Annotated in this window: 15 protein-coding genes; 10 read left to right on the top strand and 5 right to left on the bottom strand. The window is 53.8% G+C overall.

Features of this window, described 5'->3' with window-relative positions; translation table 11 throughout:
* Positions 1-77: 77 nt before the first annotated feature.
* From LG297_RS11005 to LG297_RS10995, 3 genes are all read right to left on the bottom strand, one after another.
* Complete coding sequence (locus LG297_RS11005; protein ID WP_404420164.1) at positions 78-560, bottom strand: group III truncated hemoglobin; 483 nt, start codon at positions 558-560, stop codon at positions 78-80.
* A gap of 81 nt (positions 561-641) precedes the next feature.
* Positions 642-1991 (bottom strand): NAD(P)/FAD-dependent oxidoreductase, encoded by a 1350-nt coding sequence (locus tag LG297_RS11000; RefSeq protein ID WP_404420163.1) that lies wholly within the window; start codon positions 1989-1991, stop codon positions 642-644.
* A 114-nt stretch (positions 1992-2105) separates the two neighbouring features.
* A complete protein-coding gene (locus LG297_RS10995; RefSeq protein ID WP_404420162.1) occupies positions 2106-3476 on the bottom strand; it encodes an aspartate aminotransferase family protein in 1371 nt (456 codons plus the stop codon).
* 303 nt (positions 3477-3779) lie between these two features.
* Here LG297_RS10995 and LG297_RS10990 point away from each other — a divergent pair, with 303 nt between their 5' ends.
* The 7 genes from LG297_RS10990 (at position 3780) to pgi (ending at position 11947) form a co-directional block, all read left to right on the top strand.
* Positions 3780-5162 (top strand): glutamine synthetase family protein, encoded by a 1383-nt coding sequence (locus LG297_RS10990; protein WP_404420161.1) that lies wholly within the window; start codon positions 3780-3782, stop codon positions 5160-5162.
* Positions 5163-5216: 54 nt separating this feature from the next.
* Positions 5217-5765 carry a cupin domain-containing protein gene (locus LG297_RS10985; protein WP_007089374.1) on the top strand — a complete coding sequence of 183 codons (549 nt, stop codon included), beginning with the start codon at positions 5217-5219 and terminating at the stop codon, positions 5763-5765.
* A 69-nt stretch (positions 5766-5834) separates the two neighbouring features.
* Entirely contained in the window at positions 5835-7340 is a 1506-nt protein-coding gene (locus LG297_RS10980; RefSeq protein WP_404420160.1) for an aldehyde dehydrogenase, read from the top strand.
* Positions 7341-7367: 27 nt separating this feature from the next.
* On the top strand, positions 7368-8339 hold the full coding sequence (speB, locus tag LG297_RS10975; protein WP_404420159.1) for an agmatinase: 972 nt from the start codon (positions 7368-7370) through the stop codon (positions 8337-8339).
* A gap of 112 nt (positions 8340-8451) precedes the next feature.
* Positions 8452-9036 carry a tyrosine phosphatase family protein gene (locus tag LG297_RS10970; protein ID WP_404420158.1) on the top strand — a complete coding sequence of 195 codons (585 nt, stop codon included), beginning with the start codon at positions 8452-8454 and terminating at the stop codon, positions 9034-9036.
* 151 nt (positions 9037-9187) lie between these two features.
* On the top strand, positions 9188-10159 hold the full coding sequence (locus tag LG297_RS10965; protein WP_404420157.1) for a PfkB family carbohydrate kinase: 972 nt from the start codon (positions 9188-9190) through the stop codon (positions 10157-10159).
* A 141-nt stretch (positions 10160-10300) separates the two neighbouring features.
* Positions 10301-11947 carry a glucose-6-phosphate isomerase gene (gene pgi, locus LG297_RS10960; protein WP_404420156.1) on the top strand — a complete coding sequence of 549 codons (1647 nt, stop codon included), beginning with the start codon at positions 10301-10303 and terminating at the stop codon, positions 11945-11947.
* A gap of 35 nt (positions 11948-11982) precedes the next feature.
* On the opposite strand, the gene LG297_RS10955 is transcribed toward pgi, so the two are convergent.
* Entirely contained in the window at positions 11983-12174 is a 192-nt protein-coding gene (locus tag LG297_RS10955; RefSeq protein ID WP_404420155.1) for a DUF2256 domain-containing protein, read from the bottom strand.
* 4 nt (positions 12175-12178) lie between these two features.
* On the bottom strand, positions 12179-13204 hold the full coding sequence (locus tag LG297_RS10950) for an NAD(P)/FAD-dependent oxidoreductase (RefSeq protein WP_404420154.1): 1026 nt from the start codon (positions 13202-13204) through the stop codon (positions 12179-12181).
* Between the two features lie 172 nt (positions 13205-13376).
* On the opposite strand from LG297_RS10950, the gene LG297_RS10945 reads away from it, so the two are divergent.
* From LG297_RS10945 to LG297_RS10935, 3 genes are all read left to right on the top strand, one after another.
* Positions 13377-14975, top strand: a complete 1599-nt coding sequence (locus tag LG297_RS10945; protein ID WP_404420153.1) for a choice-of-anchor I family protein — start codon at positions 13377-13379, stop codon at positions 14973-14975.
* A gap of 234 nt (positions 14976-15209) precedes the next feature.
* Complete coding sequence (locus LG297_RS10940) at positions 15210-15881, top strand: response regulator (protein WP_404426950.1); 672 nt, start codon at positions 15210-15212, stop codon at positions 15879-15881.
* An 11-nt stretch (positions 15882-15892) separates the two neighbouring features.
* Positions 15893-17401, top strand: coding sequence for an ATP-binding protein (locus LG297_RS10935; protein WP_404420152.1), 1509 nt, complete (start codon positions 15893-15895; stop codon positions 17399-17401).
* Positions 17402-17416 lie beyond the last annotated feature (15 nt).

Raw genomic sequence — 17416 nt, 5'->3', positions numbered from 1 at the left:
GACAGCCTTGTCAACATGCCGGGGGCAAGAAAACAGGTAAAGAGTTCGCCAGAACCATGATTTCAATGGCTTTTGGCCTATTTCGGCGACCATGCCGAAACCGGATCGTATCGTTCACCCTTGCCCAGAATTATACCGTTATGTGCGGCTATCCCGATCTCGAAATTTGATGCAATCCGAAGGGCGCGTTCCATGAAATGGCGCGCGGCGACCGTTTCACAGTATTCTGAAAGTGTTTCGGCAAACAGTTCCAGCCAGCGATCAAAATGAGTCCGATCAATCTTCAGCGTCAGATGCTTTTGCATCGGGCGACCGTCATAGGCACCACTGGCAAGTGCCACAGATGCCCAGAACATACACATCCGTTCCAGATGGTGATCCCAATCAGTAATTTTTTCCGCGAATACCGGGCCCAGCATCGCGTCATGGCGCACCTTTGCGTAAAAGCCATGAACGATATTTTTGATCATGTCGTGATCAATGCCGGTTTCCTCGCGGATTTTCCGGGTCGCGATTTCGCGGCGTTCTTTGATTTCGGCAAGGGTCGGTTGATCTGACATGCGGGTCTCGTGATAAATGGCGCTGTCGTGGCAATAGCGCAAAGGCAACTGTCGCAACATGACATAAGTCAGTTTTTCCGATTACGCAAACCTGTCACGCAATCCGTAATAGCGATAGGCAAGACTGCGACCGATCCGGCGGAACCGTGCCAGCGGGAAACGATCGGGCGGTATACCCATGATCGCACCGACGTCATCCGGGCCCTTGATACCAAGGACTTGCTGACCCAGCATTTTTCCGGCCAGACTTCCAAGCGCTATGCCATTGCCATGCCATGCAAGCCCCGTCCAGACATCCCGATGCCCCGGAACCCGTCCCACATAGGGACGGAACGACTGTGACAAACAGGCAAGCCCGTTCCAGTGGTGAGTGATTTCAACATCCTGCCATGCCGGGAACATTCGGTGAAAATGCGACAATAGGTGCCGTTTTGCGGCATCAAAGGCCGTCGGGGTTGCCGTGATGCCGCCACGACCACCAAACATGAAGCGATTGTCGGGTAGCTTGCGGAAATAGTGCAGCAAAATGCGGCTATCAAATGCCATAAGATCGCTGGTCCAGCCTTGGGCTGTCAGTTCATCATCTGTCATCGGACGCGTGACAAGGATACCGGAAAAGACCGGCATCAATCGCCCACCAATCCAGTCAGGCAGATTTTCCGCACTATATCCGTTGGTGGCAATCACGACCTTTCGGGCTGAAATCCGGGCTTTGCCACAGGTCAGTTGATAGCTGTTGCCGATATCATTTACCCCGTCGATGGTTGCCTGTTCGAATATCCGAACACCCTTGGCCACGCATTGCCGATGAAGCCCTGCCAGATATTTCATTGGATGCAGGCCAAATCCCGCTTTGACCTGGAGGCCACCATAGGTTTCGTTGGCCGCAAGACCGCGTTCGTGAAGCTGGTCGCGCGTTAGAAATTCGGTTTCGATATCGGTGAAATGTTCGGTTTCCGCCGCCTCTTCGCGCAGATCAGCCACCCGGTTGGGTTTGTGGGCCAGAATGATTTCTCCGTTTGAATGGCGGTCTGCATCGATTTTCCAGTCGTCCAGCCGCGATCCGACAAGGTCGATAGCGCGACGTTGAAGCCGGGCGAAATGGCGGGTTTCATCCTCGCCAAACTGTTTGGCAAGCTGGCTGTAACTTTTGCCGCTGCCGCCCATGCAGCAAAATCCGCCATTACGCCCCGATGCGCCCCAACCAGAACGTCCGGCATCGAAAACCGCAACCGACATCCCGTTTTCAGCCAGTTCCAGTGCTGCCGAAAGACCGGTATATCCACCGCCGACAATGGCGACATCGGCCGTGATCGTTCCGTCTTCAGGTAGATGATCGCAGACGGGCAGGGGCCCGGCACTGGCAGCCCAGAAGCTTTGGGGCATGCTATTGGTTTGATAGGCTGCAGGTTGATAAAGGCGTTTAAGCATGGCGGACCTTTTGAGGTGGCGCGTCTAAGTGATGTTCTGGGGTGAAATGATAAACACCCGGCGGATGATATATCGCGCCGGGTGTTTGTGTAATGTCTTGATTTAAATCGGAACTTACATTTTGCCGATTTTCTTGGCTGTCGCATCAAAAGCGGCACGGGCCCGTTTGACCAGTTCATCCACTTCACCATGCGTAATGCAAAGCGGGGGCGATGCCACCATGCGATCACCGCAAGCCCGCATGATCACACCATTTTCAACACAAGCATCGCGGCAAAGGGTGCCGACCGTGCCCGGTTTATCGAACGGTTTGCGAGTTGCCTTGTTTTCCACCAGCGGAATACCTGCAATCAGGCCGACCGTCTCGACCGCACCGACCAGCGGATGATCGGCAAGGTTTTTGAGCTTTTCGGCAAAATACGGACCGATGTCATCGCGAACACGTTCAACCAGTTTTTCATCACGAATGATGCGGATGTTTTCCAATGCCACGGCTGCTGCTGCCGGGTGCCCGGAATAGGTAAAGCCATGGGTGAACTCGCCGCATTCATTGATCAGGACATCAGCAACCCGTTCGCCGACCATGACAGCCGAAATCGGAAGGTAACCCGATGACATGCCCTTTGCCATCGGCATCAGGTCCGGCTTGATATCGAACGTGTCCGACCCAAACCAGTTGCCGGTGCGGCCAAAGCCGCAAATGACCTCGTCAGCAATCAAAAGGATATCGTACTTCTTGCAGATGCGTTGAATTTCCGGCCAATAGGTCGACGGTGGAATGATTACGCCACCGGCACCCTGGATCGGTTCACCGATGAAGGCACCAACACGGTCTGCGCCAAGTTCCTCGATCTTTTCTTCGAGCTTGCGAGCGGCAATCAGGCCGAATTCTTCGGGGGTATAATCGCCACCTTCGCCGTACCAGTATGGCTGATCGATATGGGCGACATCGGGCAAAAGCGGCCCGCCCTGCGAATGCATCCCGGCCATCCCGCCAAGCGATGCCCCGGCAATCGTCGAGCCGTGATAGGCGTTTTTTCGGCTGACGATATAGGTGCGTTCCGGCTGGCCTTTAAGCTTCCAGTACTGTCGTACCATGCGCACGACCGTGTCGTTTGCTTCCGACCCGGAGTTGGCATAAAAGACGTGGTTCAGACCATCAGGCGTGATTTCGGCGAGAACCTTGGAAAGCTCGATCGCAGGCGTGTTCGCGCACTGGAAGAAGTTGTTGTAGTAGGGCAGTTCAAGCATCTGGTTATAGGCGGCTTCGGCAAGTTCCTTGCGGCCATAACCGACATTGACGCACCAAAGGCCAGCCATCCCGTCCAGATATTGTTTACCGTGCGAATCTTCGATGAAGACGCCTTTGGCGCGCGTAATAACGCGCGTGCCACGGCTGTTCAGGTCGGCCGTATCGGTAAATGGATGAATGTGATGCTGTTGATCGATATCCTGCCAATAGGCGGTTTTGTCGAAATTATTCATAACGTCTCCTGACAGCGATATTGCCTGTTTTGTGCGATATGTTGAACATCTGGGCTTAGTGTTCGTTTTTTTGAACACCTTTGCAAGGGGAAATTTCGTGAAACAATTTTGGCGTTTTGGAGCCATATTTAATATGTGATGCCTGTTTTAAACAGCTTTGATATTCCGTCACGGTCATAGGCAGCTATTATTTTGCAGTGCATTATTTGCACGATATATCGCACGAGAGGGCTTGACCGCGATCAGCGAGCGGGGCACCATGAGAACGTAAAATAAAGAGGCTTTTTCCGGGAGTATTAGACGATGAACAAGTCGTTCGTCGAAGACAGTAGGGCGGAAGCTCAACGATTCTTTGAAGCAAACCCAGATATTGAACTTATTGAATTGCTTATTCCCGATGTAAACGGGGTGTTTCGCGGTAAGCGAATCAGCAAGCAAAAGTTCCTTAAAAGCTTTCACGAAGGCATCAACATGCCGGGTTCCGTGTGTCTGGTGGATATCACCGGCGATAACCCGGAAGGTACCGGCCTGCTCTGGTCCAGTGGTGATCAGGACAATATAGCCAAGCCGATCCCGGGAACCCTGCATGCGGTTCCCTATGGTGAACTGCCTTTGGCGCAGGTCATGATGAGCCTGTATAATCTGGACGGCACCAGATTTTTTGCCGATCCGCGCAATGTCTTGCAGGGCGTTGTCGACCGCTTGGCTGCCGACGGTTTTTATCCGACCGTTGCGCTTGAACTTGAATTCTATCTGGCCGATCAGAATGAACAAACCGCCGCACCCTTGCCACCCGCGCCGCTTGGTGGCGGGATCGCATCTGATGGGGTGCAGGTCTATGGCCTGCAGCAGATCGAGGATTTCGAGAAAGTTCTGCATGATGCGGTTGCCGAACTGAACCGCCAGGGCATTCCGGCCGATACAATCGTTGCCGAAGCAGGCCCCGGCCAGTTTGAAATCAATCTGGGGCATGTGAATGACCCGATGCAGGCTGCTGATCACGCCATGCAGCTTAAACGCGTTGTCAAAGGCATTTCCTGGGATCACGGTGTTACGGCGACATTCATGGCCAAACCCTACTCCGATCAGGCGGGCAACGGTTTGCATGTTCATGTGTCGCTGCGTGACAAGGAAGGCAAGAACGTCCTGTCGCCGAAGGGGGACGAGGACGTCTCGGACCTTTTGCTGAACGCGATTGGAGGGCTTCAGGCATCGATGTTTGAAAGCATGGCGATCTTTGCGCCAAACCCGAATTCCTATCGCCGGTTCCAGAACAAGGCCTATGCGCCGATGTCACCGAACTGGGGGCTTAATAACCGTACCGTCGCCCTCCGTATTCCGGCCGGCGGCCCGGAAGCTGCCCGTATCGAGCATCGTGTGTCGGGCGCAGATGCCAACCCGTATCTGGTTCTGGCCTGTGTTTTGGCGGGCATGCATTACGGCATGAAGAACAAGCTTGATCCGGGTGATCCGATTGTTGGCAATGGTTACGAGCAGCACGGGGGACGAGTTGTCCCGCGCAGCATGATTTCGGCGCTTGATCATTTTGTCGAAGGAAAGATCGTTCGCGAATATCTTGGTGAACGGTTTGTAGAAGTCTTCGATATTTGTCGGCGTTCGGAGTATGACGAATTCTTCTCCGAGGTCACGCCGCTTGAATATCGCTGGTATCTTGATGCGGTATAACGCAATTTTTGCAGAATGATCGCCGACAAGAGCGATCAACAGGGAAAAGTCCGGATGTCTCAAAAGGTTGGGGATCGCCTGAAAGCTGTGCGAACGATGTACGGGCTGTCCCAGCGGGAACTGGCGCGGCGCGCCGGTGTTACCAACAGCACGATCTCGACGATTGAACAGAACCGGGTCAGCCCATCGGTCGACAGTCTGGCCAAGGTTCTGGCAGGCATCCCCATGAGCCTGATCAATTTCTTTACGATTGATCTCGAAAACGGCGAGGAGATTTTCTTTCGCAAGGAAGACCTCGTCGAGCTTTCCGATGGCACCATGTCGATGCGTCTTGTCGGCGCAACACGTAAGGACCGCAATTTGCGCGTCCTTCATGAAATCTATCCGCCCGGCGGCGATACCGGTGACAATCTGATCGTCCAGAAGGGCGAAGAGGCCGGGGTCGTCGTTCGTGGCAAGCTTGAGGTCACGGTGGGCGAACGGGTTCAGGTTCTTGGGCCAGGTGATGCCTATTACTTCAATGCGGAAATCCCGCACCGGTTTCGCAATGCGGGCGACATTGAATGCGAAGTCGTCAGTGCCGCGACACCACCGTCATACTGATTGCACAATCATCATGTTTGAATACAGCGCGGAACAAACAGAACGCGCGATCCGTCAGGAGGATTTCCGATGACAAACCAGTTGAATTTCGAACAGCTGAGTGCCCAGGCCGCCAGCCTGACAATCCGCAATAAGGCCTTTATCAATGGCGTCTATGTCGATGCGGCATCAGGCAAAACATTTGATTGCATCAGCCCGCGCGACGGTAGGGTTTTGACCAAGGTTGCCGAATGTGATGTTGAAGATGTCAATCGTGCGGTGCAGTCCGCACGTGCGGTCTTTGAAAAAGGCAGTTGGTCGGAAGCGTCCCCGGGCAAGCGCAAGGCTGTCATGATGAAGTTTGCGGATCTGATGGAAAAGCATGCCGCCGAACTGGCGCTGCTTGAAAGTCTTGATATGGGCAAACCGATCAGCTTGGCGGTCGGTGATGACATTCCGCTCTCTTATAAATGCATCCGCTGGTACGCCGAGGCGATTGACAAGATTTATGACGAGATTTCACCGGGCGAAGCACGCGCAATCGGCATGATCACGCGTGAACCGCTGGGCGTGGTTGCCGCGGTCGTGCCGTGGAACTTCCCGCTGATGATGGCGGTCTGGAAGCTTGGCCCCGCATTGGCGATGGGCAATTCGATCATTCTTAAACCTGCCGAACAATCGCCACTGACCGCAATACGTGTCGCGGAACTGGCGGTCGAGGCGGGCATTCCGGCCGGTGTTTTGAACGTTCTGCCTGGCTTTGGACCGACGGCTGGCAAGGCGCTTGGCCTGCATCCTGATGTCGATTGCGTGACCTTTACCGGCTCGGGCGAGGTGGGCAAACTGTTCCTGCAATATTCCGGTCAGTCGAACATGAAACGCGTCTGGCTGGAATGTGGCGGCAAAAGTCCGAACATCGTTCTGGCTGACTGTCCGGACATGGACGCGGCGGCAGAAGCCGCAGCAGGCGGCATTTTCTATAATCAGGGCGAGGTTTGCACCGCTGGTTCGCGCCTGATTGTCGAAGAAAGCATCAAGGACGAATTCATCGAGAAAGTGGTTGGCGCCGGTAGAAAAATGCAGCCGGGTGACCCGCTGGACCCCAATAGCCAGATGGGCGCGATTGTCGATGAAAATCAGATGAACCGTGTTCTCGGCTATATTGAAAAAGGCGCGGCAGAGGGCGCAAAACTTTGCACCGGTGGCAAGCGCGCACGTACCGAGTCAGGTGGATATTATATCGAACCAACCGTGTTTGATGCGGTTAAAAACAACATGACAATCGCCAAGGAAGAAATCTTTGGCCCGGTTTTGTCGGTGATTTCGGTCAAGGATTGGAAAGAGGCTGTTCAGACGGCGAATGATACGCCATATGGACTTGCCGCAGCCGTTTGGACGCGCGATATCAACAAGGCGCATCTGGCGGCGAAAAAGCTGCGTGCCGGTCTTGTCTGGGTCAATTGCTGGGACGGTGGATCCATCACCATGCCGTTTGGCGGTTACAAGCAGTCGGGCACCGGTCGCGACCGTTCGCTGCACGCGATGGACAAATATTGTGAAATCAAGTCGACCTGGATTGCACTGGGCGACGCCTGAGGTTCGGAAAGGACAAGGGAACGAATTATGAGCAGTACCGGGGTTATTGATACCAAAGGCGGCGACAACGCTTTTACTGCAAAATCCGTGCATCAGAATACCAGTGAGCCGATGTATTCCGGCGCGCTGTCATTCATGCGTCGCAAATATAGCCGGGATCTGAACGGTATTGATGTTGCGGTAACGGGTATTCCCTACGATCTTGCAACGTCAAGCCGCCCCGGTACGCGCCTTGGCCCGCAGGGTGTCCGCCGTGCGTCGGTAAATCTTGCATGGGCACCGCATTTCCCGTCCGGGCGCGATATCTTTGGCGAACTGGCCGTGATTGATTACGGCGATATGGTGATTGATCCTGGTTATCCGCATAAAATCCCCGAGATGATCGAGGATCACGCACGCGATATCGTTAGTTCCGGGGTGAAAATGCTGACGATTGGTGGCGACCATTTCATCAGTTATCCAATCCTGAAGGCCCATGCCGAAAAGTACGGCAAGGGTATATCGCTTATTCAGTTCGACGCCCATTCCGACACATGGGAAGACGATGGTGATCGCATTGATCATGGCACCATGTTCTGGCATGCGGCGAAGAACGGCATTGTTGACGCGTCGAAATCCATTCAGGTCGGGATCCGTACGCACAATGAATCGACTCACGGATACAACATCCTTTACGGGCCGGATGTGCAGGCGATGTCGATTGATCAGGTCGTTGCCAAAATCAAGGACGTGGTCGGTGAAAATCACGCCTATATCACCTTTGATATCGACGGGCTTGATCCGTGCTATGCCCCGGGCACCGGTACGCCGGTTTTGGGCGGATTGACCAGCCATCAGGCGGTTTCGATCCTGCGCGGTCTTGCGGGCGGGATCAACCTGATCGGGTCGGATGTGGTCGAAGTTTCCCCGCCTTATGACGTTTCAGATATCACATCGCTTGCCGGTGCGACGATTGCGTGGGAAATGCTGAACATCCATGCGGTAAACCGAAAGCCATAATTGCGCAGCACAAAGAATTCAAAAAGGGCCGGTATTTTTAATAATACCGGCCCTTTGCTTTTCGGTGCTGCTGTGATGTTATTGCGCTTAATCAGTGTATTGGAGGAAAGACATGAAACCGGTTTCAATTTCGCTTTTGACGATTTGTGGCATTGATGAATTGCCAACCCATCAGACCCGATCGGTTTCGCATGTGCTTTCCGTCCTTGATCCGGAACGTCCGGATCCGGATGCCTTTGCGACATATGCGCCGCATGAACGTACCATTCTGCGCTTCCACGATATTATCGAGGAACTGCCGGGGCAGATGGCACCAACGGTCACCCATGTCGAAGAGGTTCTTGCCTTTGGCGAGGGGCTCAAAAACACGGTCGATGCCCGTAAGGACGGCCATTTGCTGGTGCATTGCCATATGGGCGTGTCACGTTCTACGGCGGCGATGCTGACCCTGATGGCGCAGACCCAGCCCGATGCGAACGAAGATGAGCTTTTTGCAACCCTCCGCATCATCCGCCCGATTGCCTGGCCGAATTCACGAATGATCACATTTGCAGACGATTTGTTGGGCAGGAACGGCAGGCTGGTGTCCGCACTTAATCGGCATTATCGTTATCAGCTTGAGCATGACGATCATTTCGAGGAATGGATGACGTCACTTGGTCGTGCGCGTGAAGTCGCAATGGGAAAAGCGGCCTGAATGTGCCATAGATATGCTGGATTAAGCCACTTTGTTCGCGAAGTGGCTTTTCCTTTGCCTGATTAATTGAATCGATTTAAAAACGTCGCGTCCCACAGCAAATGATAATACCCGCAACCCGGTTGCCGGGCGATATAAACGGAGAAACGCTATGAGCGCAAAAGCAGTTTGCCTTGGGGAGTTGCTGATCGATTTTGTTCCGACCGTAACCGGTACCGGCCTTGCCGATGCTCCGGCCTTTGCCAAGGCCGCAGGCGGTGCGCCGGGCAATGTGGCTGTGGGGTTACAGCGGTTGGGTATTGAAACGGGCTTTATCGGCAAGCTTGGCGATGATGCATTCGGCCATTTTCTGGTCGATACGCTCAAAGCCGACAATGTCGATACATCTGGCATTGTGCTGACCAAGGAGGCTCTGACCGGGCTTGCTTTTGTTTCGTTGCGTGCAGATGGCGAACGCGAGTTTTCATTCTATCGCAGTCCATCGGCGGATATGCTGTTATCCCCGTCCGATCTGGATCAGGATATGCTGAAAGGTTGCGCGCTGTTTCACTATGGCACGCTTTGCATGATTGATGACGATCCGCGTGCGGCGACGCTTGCGGCCATAGATATTGCACGTGAAAACGGCGCGATCATTTCATGCGACCCCAACCTTCGCCTGCCGCTTTGGCCCAGTGCCGATGCTGCCCGTGATATGCTGCGTCTTGCGATTACAAAGGCGGACGTTGTGAAAATCTCCGACGACGAAGTCGCCTTTATCACCGGCAAGGATGATCTTGAAGCTGGCGTGCGTGAACTGTGGTGCGATCACTGGAAACTGATGATCGTGACGTCGGGCCCGAAAGGCAGCCGGTTCTTTACCCCCGATTTCCAAGGTTCGGCCAAACCGTTCAAGGTCGCGGCAGTTGATGCGACCGGGGCAGGGGACGGGTTTACCGCAGGCTTCCTGTCACGATTGCTCAAAGATCCGGAATTGCTGAAATCCGCGGAAAAGGTCGAAGCCGCCTGTCGCTTTGCCAATGCGGTCGGGGCCATTACCGCAACCAAACGAGGCGCGATTGCCGCCCTGCCGACCGAGGCGCAGGTTTCGGAATTTCTTTCTGCGAACGGATTACCCGGTTAATATCCGTGCGATGGCAATCCTGTTCCCGCCGGATTGCCATCAAAATGTCCCACAAACTGTCCCACAAATGGTCATATCGGCATGTTAGTGTTTTGACATGACGTCGATATTGTTTGCTATCTGTTTGAAGTCGAGGGTGGAATGTCCACAGAAAATCTGACGACCTGCTGGGAAAAGCTGGATCGACTGGGCGCGGAAGTTTCCAAGAACCTTAATTTGCGCAAGGCCTTTGCCGATGATCCGGCGCGGTTTGCGCGTTTTCATGTCTCGCAGGATGATCTGTTTGTCGATTATTCGAAAAACCTGATCACCGATGATGTGATGTCCGCATTACGCGAATTGGCGGAATGCGCCAATGTCGAAAGCTGGCGAGAACGGATGTTTGCCGGTGACCGGATCAATGTCACCGAAAATCGTGCTGTTCTTCATACGGCACTTCGCAATCTCGATGGTAATCCGGTGATGGTTGATGGCAAGGACGTCATGCCTGACGTCAAGGAAGTCTTGGCACGCATGAAGCGCTTTGCCGCGCGCGTGCATACCGGTGACTGGAAGGGCCATACCGGCAAGGCGATCACCGACGTGGTCAATATCGGTATTGGCGGTTCTGATCTCGGCCCGGTCATGGTGAACGAGGCACTCCGTCCGTATCATATCGAAGGCATTCGCTGCCATTTCGTTTCCAACGTCGATGGCGCGCATATCGTTGATACGTTGAAAGATCTTGATGCGGAAACGACGCTTTTCATCATTGCATCCAAAACCTTCACCACCGACGAAACCCTGACCAATGCCTATTCTGCGCGCGACTGGCTGGTGGGTTTGCTGAAAGACGAGGGTGCAGTTGCCAAGCATTTCGTCGCGGTATCGACTGCCTTGGACAAGGTCGCTGAATTCGGCATTGATACCGATAATGCGTTTGGTTTCTGGGACTGGGTCGGCGGGCGGTACAGCCTTTGGTCGGCGATTGGATTGCCGATCATTTTGGCGGTTGGTTACGAGAAGTTTGAAGAATTGCTCCGTGGTGCACAGGCGATGGATAATCATTTCCGTTCAGCCCCGCTTGAGCGCAACATTCCGGTGACACTGGCCCTGATCGGGGTGTGGTATCGCAATATTCTGGGGACCTCCAGTCAGGCAATACTGCCTTATGACCAGCATCTTTCGCGCTTGCCTGCCTACTTGCAGCAGGCCGATATGGAGAGCAACGGCAAATCAGTCACCCGCGATGGCAAGCCGATCTATTATGAAACCGGCCCGATCATCTGGGGTGAACCCGGCACCAATGGCCAGCATGCCTTTTATCAGCTGATCCATCAGGGTACGGAACTGATCCCGGTTGATTTCATCGTTGCGGCCAACGCGCTGCATCCGTTGGCAAGCCACCACGACAAGCTGATTGCCAACTGCTTTGCACAGGCCGAAGCATTGATGCGCGGCAAGACCGAGACCGAAGTCCGTGACGAGCTTGCCGGTGGCAACCTGTCCGCAGCAGAAATTGACGTGCTGGCACCGCAAAAGGTCTTTGTCGGGAATAAACCCAGCACCATGATCCTGTATAAACAGCTTGATCCCTTTACACTGGGGCGGCTGGTTGCGATGTATGAACATAAAATCTTTGTTCAGGGGATCATCTGGAACGTCAATTCCTATGACCAGTGGGGGGTCGAACTTGGCAAACAGCTTGCCAAGGAATTGCTGCCGATGGTGCAGGGGAATGAGGCGACCGATGCGCGCGATGCTTCGACGGCCGGCCTTATCAGTCAGTTGCACGCACTTCGCGGTTAGGCTGCCCTAAGCAAGACGGGATCTATAGGGCGACGTTAGTTTGTCTGGCGCGGCCCTTCATCTTTGTTATATGTGCGCTGATCCCGGCAGCGGACAGAGCAATATTTGACACCATCCCAACAATCGCGCCATTTGCGTCGCCACGCGAAGGGCCGGTTACAGGTCACGCACATCTTGTAGGGCAGGTTCGCCTTTTCAGGCCTTTTTCCGTTGGCATTCCGCGCCATTCGATCACCCGATCAGTGTTTCGATCAGGGCGTGTGCTGCGCATTTTCCGCTGCACCATGCGGTTTCTACCCTTGCGCCAAGGCACCAGTCACCTGCGGCAATAACCCGTCCGTTCATTCCGCCAAGATGGCTTTTGCCAAGCGGCATGATTGTTCTGGCATATCGCCAGCGATGGGCGTCTATCGAAATCACATCGGAAAGCTTGGCACCACTTGCCGCGCGTAGTTTATCAAGCAACCGGGATGCGATGCGTTCTTTATCCTCTTCAAGGTTATCGCGGGACCATTCGGGACTTGCATGCAAAACCCAAAGGTCCGGTGATGGTTTATGGATCAGATGATGATGGTTGCCACTGCGCGCTGCCCAGCTTATGGCCGGATCGGGATGAATCATGGCGTCAAATGCTGTTGGTAACGGTTTGGCAAAGGCGATCATTACAGCCCAGCACGGGGCCATTTCAACATCGGCAATTGCATCAAACCGTGGCGCAAGCGGTTGCAACAATTCTGCTGATTGTGGTGCCGGTGCAGTCACGATCAAACCGTCAAACGGGCCAAATTCACCATCCATATCGTCATGAAGGACAAAACTGCGCGGTCCGGCGGTATCGATACGGGTAATGCGGTGTTGTTTGCGGATTTCAAACGGTTCCAGAAGCGGGGTGATCAGTTTGTTCATCTGGGGTGCGCCCTGATACCAGATATCTTTGGCGGCATTACCGTCTGCTATTGATCGCAACGGCATATCCAGATGCGGAGATTCTCTGCGGTGCAGGTTGGGGTTCCAGTTCTGGGCTGCTTTCCGGTTTTCTGCCTGTTGCAGGAACGCTTTAAAGTCAGGATGGAGGGCCGTGACATATTGCGCACCGTGATTGAAATTGCCAACATTGGTGCGTCGTGTCGCCAGACGTCCGCCCGTACCGCGGCTCTTTTCAAAGACCGTTATGTTGACGCCGCTCCTGTGAAGGGTCGCAGCTGCCTTTAAGCCAGCCATTCCTGCACCGATAATGGCGATATTGATTGCGGCCATCTTTTCTGTTCCTGCCTGAAAATTATCGAGGTTTATTTTCTTACGCGGGCAGATGCAGTTTGGAGCATTCCAGGCTGTCCGATATTTATGAAAATGTCATCGCAGCGTCATCAAACCGTTACGCGTTATCATCAGGTTATTTGCCTCATTCAAACCGTTATCAGGGGATTTTATGCGTTATTCTTTAATGGCGACTGTTGCGATGTCTGTGCTTCTCGGTGCTTGCGGTGCGGCGACCCATTCCAACAATATGGCCATGACGGTCGATACGGCATCACCGGCAGCCAAACCGCTGTCGATTGTGCCAATGGGTGAATACCGCACTGGCCTTTTTGACGAGGGGGCGGCAGAAATCCCGGCTTATGACGTTGTGGGCAAACGTATTTTCGTCGTGAACGGCGGTGAAAAGGCAATCGATATCCTCGATATGTCGAACCCGCACAAACTTGCCAAACTTGGCGCGATCAAGCTTGCGACCTGGGGCAAGGCAGCAAATAGCGTTGCCATTCATGGTAACATCGTTGCCGTCGCGGTCGAAAATGAAGACAAACAGTCGCCGGGTAAGGCTTTGTTCCTTAACACCGATGGCGATTTCATCGCTGCCGTTGCGGTCGGTGCATTGCCCGACATGATCAAGTTTACTCCGGATGGTAAGCACGTCCTGGTCGCGAACGAAGGCGAGCCGAACGACGCATTCGACAATGACCCGGAAGGGAGTGTTTCGATTATCCCGGTATCGGGAAATCTTGCCGATCTGTCAGATGCCGATGTTCGTACGGTAAACTTCGGCTTCCTGAATGATGCGGACCTGCCTTATGGCATGCGGACATCAAACCCGGGGACGTCGACCGTGGCGCAGGATGTCGAACCGGAATATATCGCCGTCTCGAAAGACAGCAAAACGGCTTATGTTTCGCTTCAGGAAAATAACGCGGTGGCAATCATCGATGTTGAAACCGCCAGTGTGATCCGCATTGCCGGACTGGGTTTCAAGGACCATTCAGTCAACGCATTCGATGCCAGTGACAAGGACGGTAAAATCAATATTCGCACATGGCCGGTAATGGGCATGTATATGCCAGACACGATCGATGCGATTGAAATCGGCGGCAAAACATGGGTCCTGACGGCAAACGAAGGCGACTCACGCGACTATGACGGTTACAGCGAAGAAACCCGCGTCGGAAAACTGACCCTTGATCCGGTCGCCTTCCCGAATGCCGCAACCCTGCAAAAAGATGAAAACCTTGGGCGCTTGAAAACAACCACTGCGCAGGGCGATACGGACGGCGATGGCGATTTCGATGTGATCTACAGCTATGGTGCACGTTCGTTCTCGGTCCTGAATGCGAATGGCGACATGGTCTTTGACAGTGGCGACAAGTTCGAACAGTTCATGGCGGCCAATTACGGGAGAGTTTTCAACGCATCAAACACCGAAAACTATAGCCGCGATGACCGTTCGGATGACAAGGGTCCGGAACCCGAAGGTCTGGCAACGGGCTACGTTAATGGCACACCTTATGCCTTTATCGGTCTGGAACGTCAGGGCGGATTTATGGTCTATGATCTGACCAATCCGACTAATCCGCAATTTGTCACCTATCATTCAGATCGTCGTTTTTCCGGCAATCCGGAAGCAGACACCGCAGGCGAACTTGCCCCGGAAGGTATGTTGTTTGTCGAAGCAAAGGATAGCCCCACCGGCAATGCCATGCTGATTGTGGCAAGCGAAGTATCGGGCAGTACAAAAGTTTATGACCTTAAATAGGTTTTTAAGCTGCTGTATATAAAGAGATTTTACCTGAAAAGCCGGGGATTTTGTCCTCGGCTTTTTCAATTATGTCCGGTGCTTGGTAAAATGGTTCAATCCTGTAACGATATGCACTAAACTCCGCGCCACAGCCCGGTCACGGGCCTGTCGACCGAAGGGAGGCGGAGACTGAGTACGCGACGTGAACCCCATATTCTGGTTGTCGATGACGATCAGGAAATCCAGAAGCTCCTGAAAAAATTCCTGCTCCAGCACGGGTTTCGCATTACCACCGTTTCCGATGGGGCGGAAATGCATCGTGCGCTTCGTGACTGGAATATTGATCTGGTGATCCTTGATATCATGTTGCCCGGCGAGGATGGCTTTGCGCTCTGCCGCGATGTGCGCCGCAATTCCAAGGTGCCGATTGTCATGCTGACCGCGGTGGGCGAGGATACGGACCGTATTCTTGGTCTTGAACTGGGGGCGGATGACTATTTGACCAAGCCGTTCAATCCGCGCGAATTGCTGGCCCGTATTCGGGCTGTGTTCCGCCGTTTTGAAACTGGTACCGTGACACAGGTCCATCACGAAGAAACCAAAACCCAGAAAATCCTGTTTGCCGACTGGACGCTCGATATCGGATCACGTGAATTGCGCGATCTTGACGATGTGGCGGTGCATTTGTCGACCGGGGAATTTTCGCTGTTGCTGGCACTGGTCAAGCATAACAAGCGTGCGCTGTCGCGTGAACAGCTTGTCGATATCGTGCGCGGTCAAAGCTCGATCCCGTTTGACCGCAGTATCGATATCCAGATCAGTCGCCTGCGTCGTAAAATTGAAAAAGATGCCAAAAACCCAAAACTGATCAAAACTGTGCGCGGCATTGGCTATCAGTTTTGTGCCGATACGAGGACCGTCTAGGAATTCGATCCATGGCAGATCAGACTGGTGCGTTTTGCGAATATATGCGGCGGTTCAAGCCCCGCACGCTGGGCGGGCGCATCTTTATGATTATGATGGTCGGCGGGGTCATTATCGCCGGGATCAGTTCGATTGCCTCGAAATACATCATCGAACGCAGCGAGCGGATCAGCCGGGCCTACACGCTTGGTTTTACCATCCGCGAGTTGATCCTGATCGCCGAAAGCCCTGAATTACAGGGGAATATTGTTGATATAGCCGCGCGTGACGGGCTTTCCCTTCGTGTGCTGCCAGCCGATGATATCGGCACCATCCTGATGTTTTCGCGCCCGGCACAACATATCGCAATGCCTGCACGTCTGGCCGATACAGGCTGGCCGACATCGGTAAAGGTCCATTTTCGTCGTGGTCGCCTTGGTTCAGAACAGCGCGACCTGATTGAAACTGCTGAAAATCCCAGTCTGTTTTTTGCCGGACTTTCGCGAGAAATAGCCCGGCAGGGACTTGAAGCACGTATCGAGGTCACGTTGCCTTCCGGCATGCGAATGCTGCTGTCCCATCCTGTTCTGTGGTCCGACTATGCATCGCCATCCATGGTGTTTCTGATCTTTCTGGTTGGGGTTGTTGCCGTTTTGGCTGTGTTTGCCGCTTTGGCTGATCTGCTGGCAGGCCCCTTTAAAAATCTGACCGAGGCAATTATTCGCCAGGGCGACGAAGTTGAAGGCCCCCCGGTGGAGGAGCGCGGACCGACAGAGGCCCGTTCAATGGCGGCGGCTTATAATGGATTGCGCGAGCGGATTTCGCGGATGCTGGGTGACAGAACCCGTATGCTGGCCGCAATTTCACACGATTTGCGTACGCCCAGCACGCGCCTGCGTCTGCGTGCAGAATTTATCGACAATGAAGAATTGCGCGAAACCGTATTGCGCGATCTTGATGAAATGGACGGGCTTTTAAATGATGCGCTCGATTTCCTGGGGGATTGGATTCACAAGGAAGATGAACGCACCGTCGATTTTACATCGGTTCTCCAAGCTATTTGTGACGATTATGCCGATCTTGGCCGTCCGGTAAGTTTCGAGGGACCGCAACCGCTTCGTTTCAGTTCGGTACATACGGTTTTTGGCGGCGGGGACGAGGCCCATTCATTTGGTGACAAGCGCAGCATCCGTCTGACCTGTCGGCCGGGAACACTAAAACGTGCCTTCACCAACCTGATCGAGAATGCCTTGAAATACGGCTATCGCGCCTATGTCAGTCTGGATGCGACGGCCGATATGGTTCTGGTTTCCATCCGGGACGAGGGACCCGGTATTGCCGAGGAATATCAGGAAGATGTTTTCCTGCCGTTCTTTCGCGTCGAAGGATCACGTGCACGCACCACAGGGGGGAGCGGCCTTGGACTATCGATTGTGAAAACGGTCATCGATGCCCATGACGGGACGATACGATTACGCAATCTGCCCCGACGCGGGTTGGAAGTCACAATTGTATTGCCGCGGCGCGTCGACAAAGTCTGAGTCAAAAAGGCCCGG

The sequence above is a fragment of the Thalassospira australica genome (assembly GCF_044790785.1).
Classification (GTDB): Bacteria; Pseudomonadota; Alphaproteobacteria; order Rhodospirillales; family Thalassospiraceae; genus Thalassospira; species Thalassospira australica_A.
The sequence above is the reverse complement of the archived record's forward strand: the minus strand, read 5'-3'. Positions and strand labels throughout refer to the sequence as shown.

What these genes read in the sequence shown, in the direction of transcription:
- LG297_RS11005 (WP_404420164.1), bottom strand. Translation starts at nt 560, where the DNA reads ATGTCAGATCAACCGACCCTTGCCGAAATCAAAGAACGCCGCGAAATC.
- LG297_RS10980 (WP_404420160.1), top strand. Translation starts at nt 5,835, where the DNA reads ATGACAAACCAGTTGAATTTCGAACAGCTGAGTGCCCAGGCCGCCAGC.
- LG297_RS10970 (WP_404420158.1), top strand. Translation starts at nt 8,452, where the DNA reads ATGAAACCGGTTTCAATTTCGCTTTTGACGATTTGTGGCATTGATGAA.
- pgi (WP_404420156.1), top strand. Translation starts at nt 10,301, where the DNA reads ATGTCCACAGAAAATCTGACGACCTGCTGGGAAAAGCTGGATCGACTG.
- LG297_RS10990 (WP_404420161.1), top strand. Translation starts at nt 3,780, where the DNA reads ATGAACAAGTCGTTCGTCGAAGACAGTAGGGCGGAAGCTCAACGATTC.
- LG297_RS10985 (WP_007089374.1), top strand. Translation starts at nt 5,217, where the DNA reads ATGTCTCAAAAGGTTGGGGATCGCCTGAAAGCTGTGCGAACGATGTAC.
- LG297_RS10935 (WP_404420152.1), top strand. Translation starts at nt 15,893, where the DNA reads ATGGCAGATCAGACTGGTGCGTTTTGCGAATATATGCGGCGGTTCAAG.
- LG297_RS10950 (WP_404420154.1), bottom strand. Translation starts at nt 13,204, where the DNA reads ATGGCCGCAATCAATATCGCCATTATCGGTGCAGGAATGGCTGGCTTA.
- LG297_RS11000 (WP_404420163.1), bottom strand. Translation starts at nt 1,991, where the DNA reads ATGCTTAAACGCCTTTATCAACCTGCAGCCTATCAAACCAATAGCATG.
- speB (WP_404420159.1), top strand. Translation starts at nt 7,368, where the DNA reads ATGAGCAGTACCGGGGTTATTGATACCAAAGGCGGCGACAACGCTTTT.
- LG297_RS10995 (WP_404420162.1), bottom strand. Translation starts at nt 3,476, where the DNA reads ATGAATAATTTCGACAAAACCGCCTATTGGCAGGATATCGATCAACAG.
- LG297_RS10945 (WP_404420153.1), top strand. Translation starts at nt 13,377, where the DNA reads ATGCGTTATTCTTTAATGGCGACTGTTGCGATGTCTGTGCTTCTCGGT.
- LG297_RS10955 (WP_404420155.1), bottom strand. Translation starts at nt 12,174, where the DNA reads ATGGCGCGGAATGCCAACGGAAAAAGGCCTGAAAAGGCGAACCTGCCC.
- LG297_RS10965 (WP_404420157.1), top strand. Translation starts at nt 9,188, where the DNA reads ATGAGCGCAAAAGCAGTTTGCCTTGGGGAGTTGCTGATCGATTTTGTT.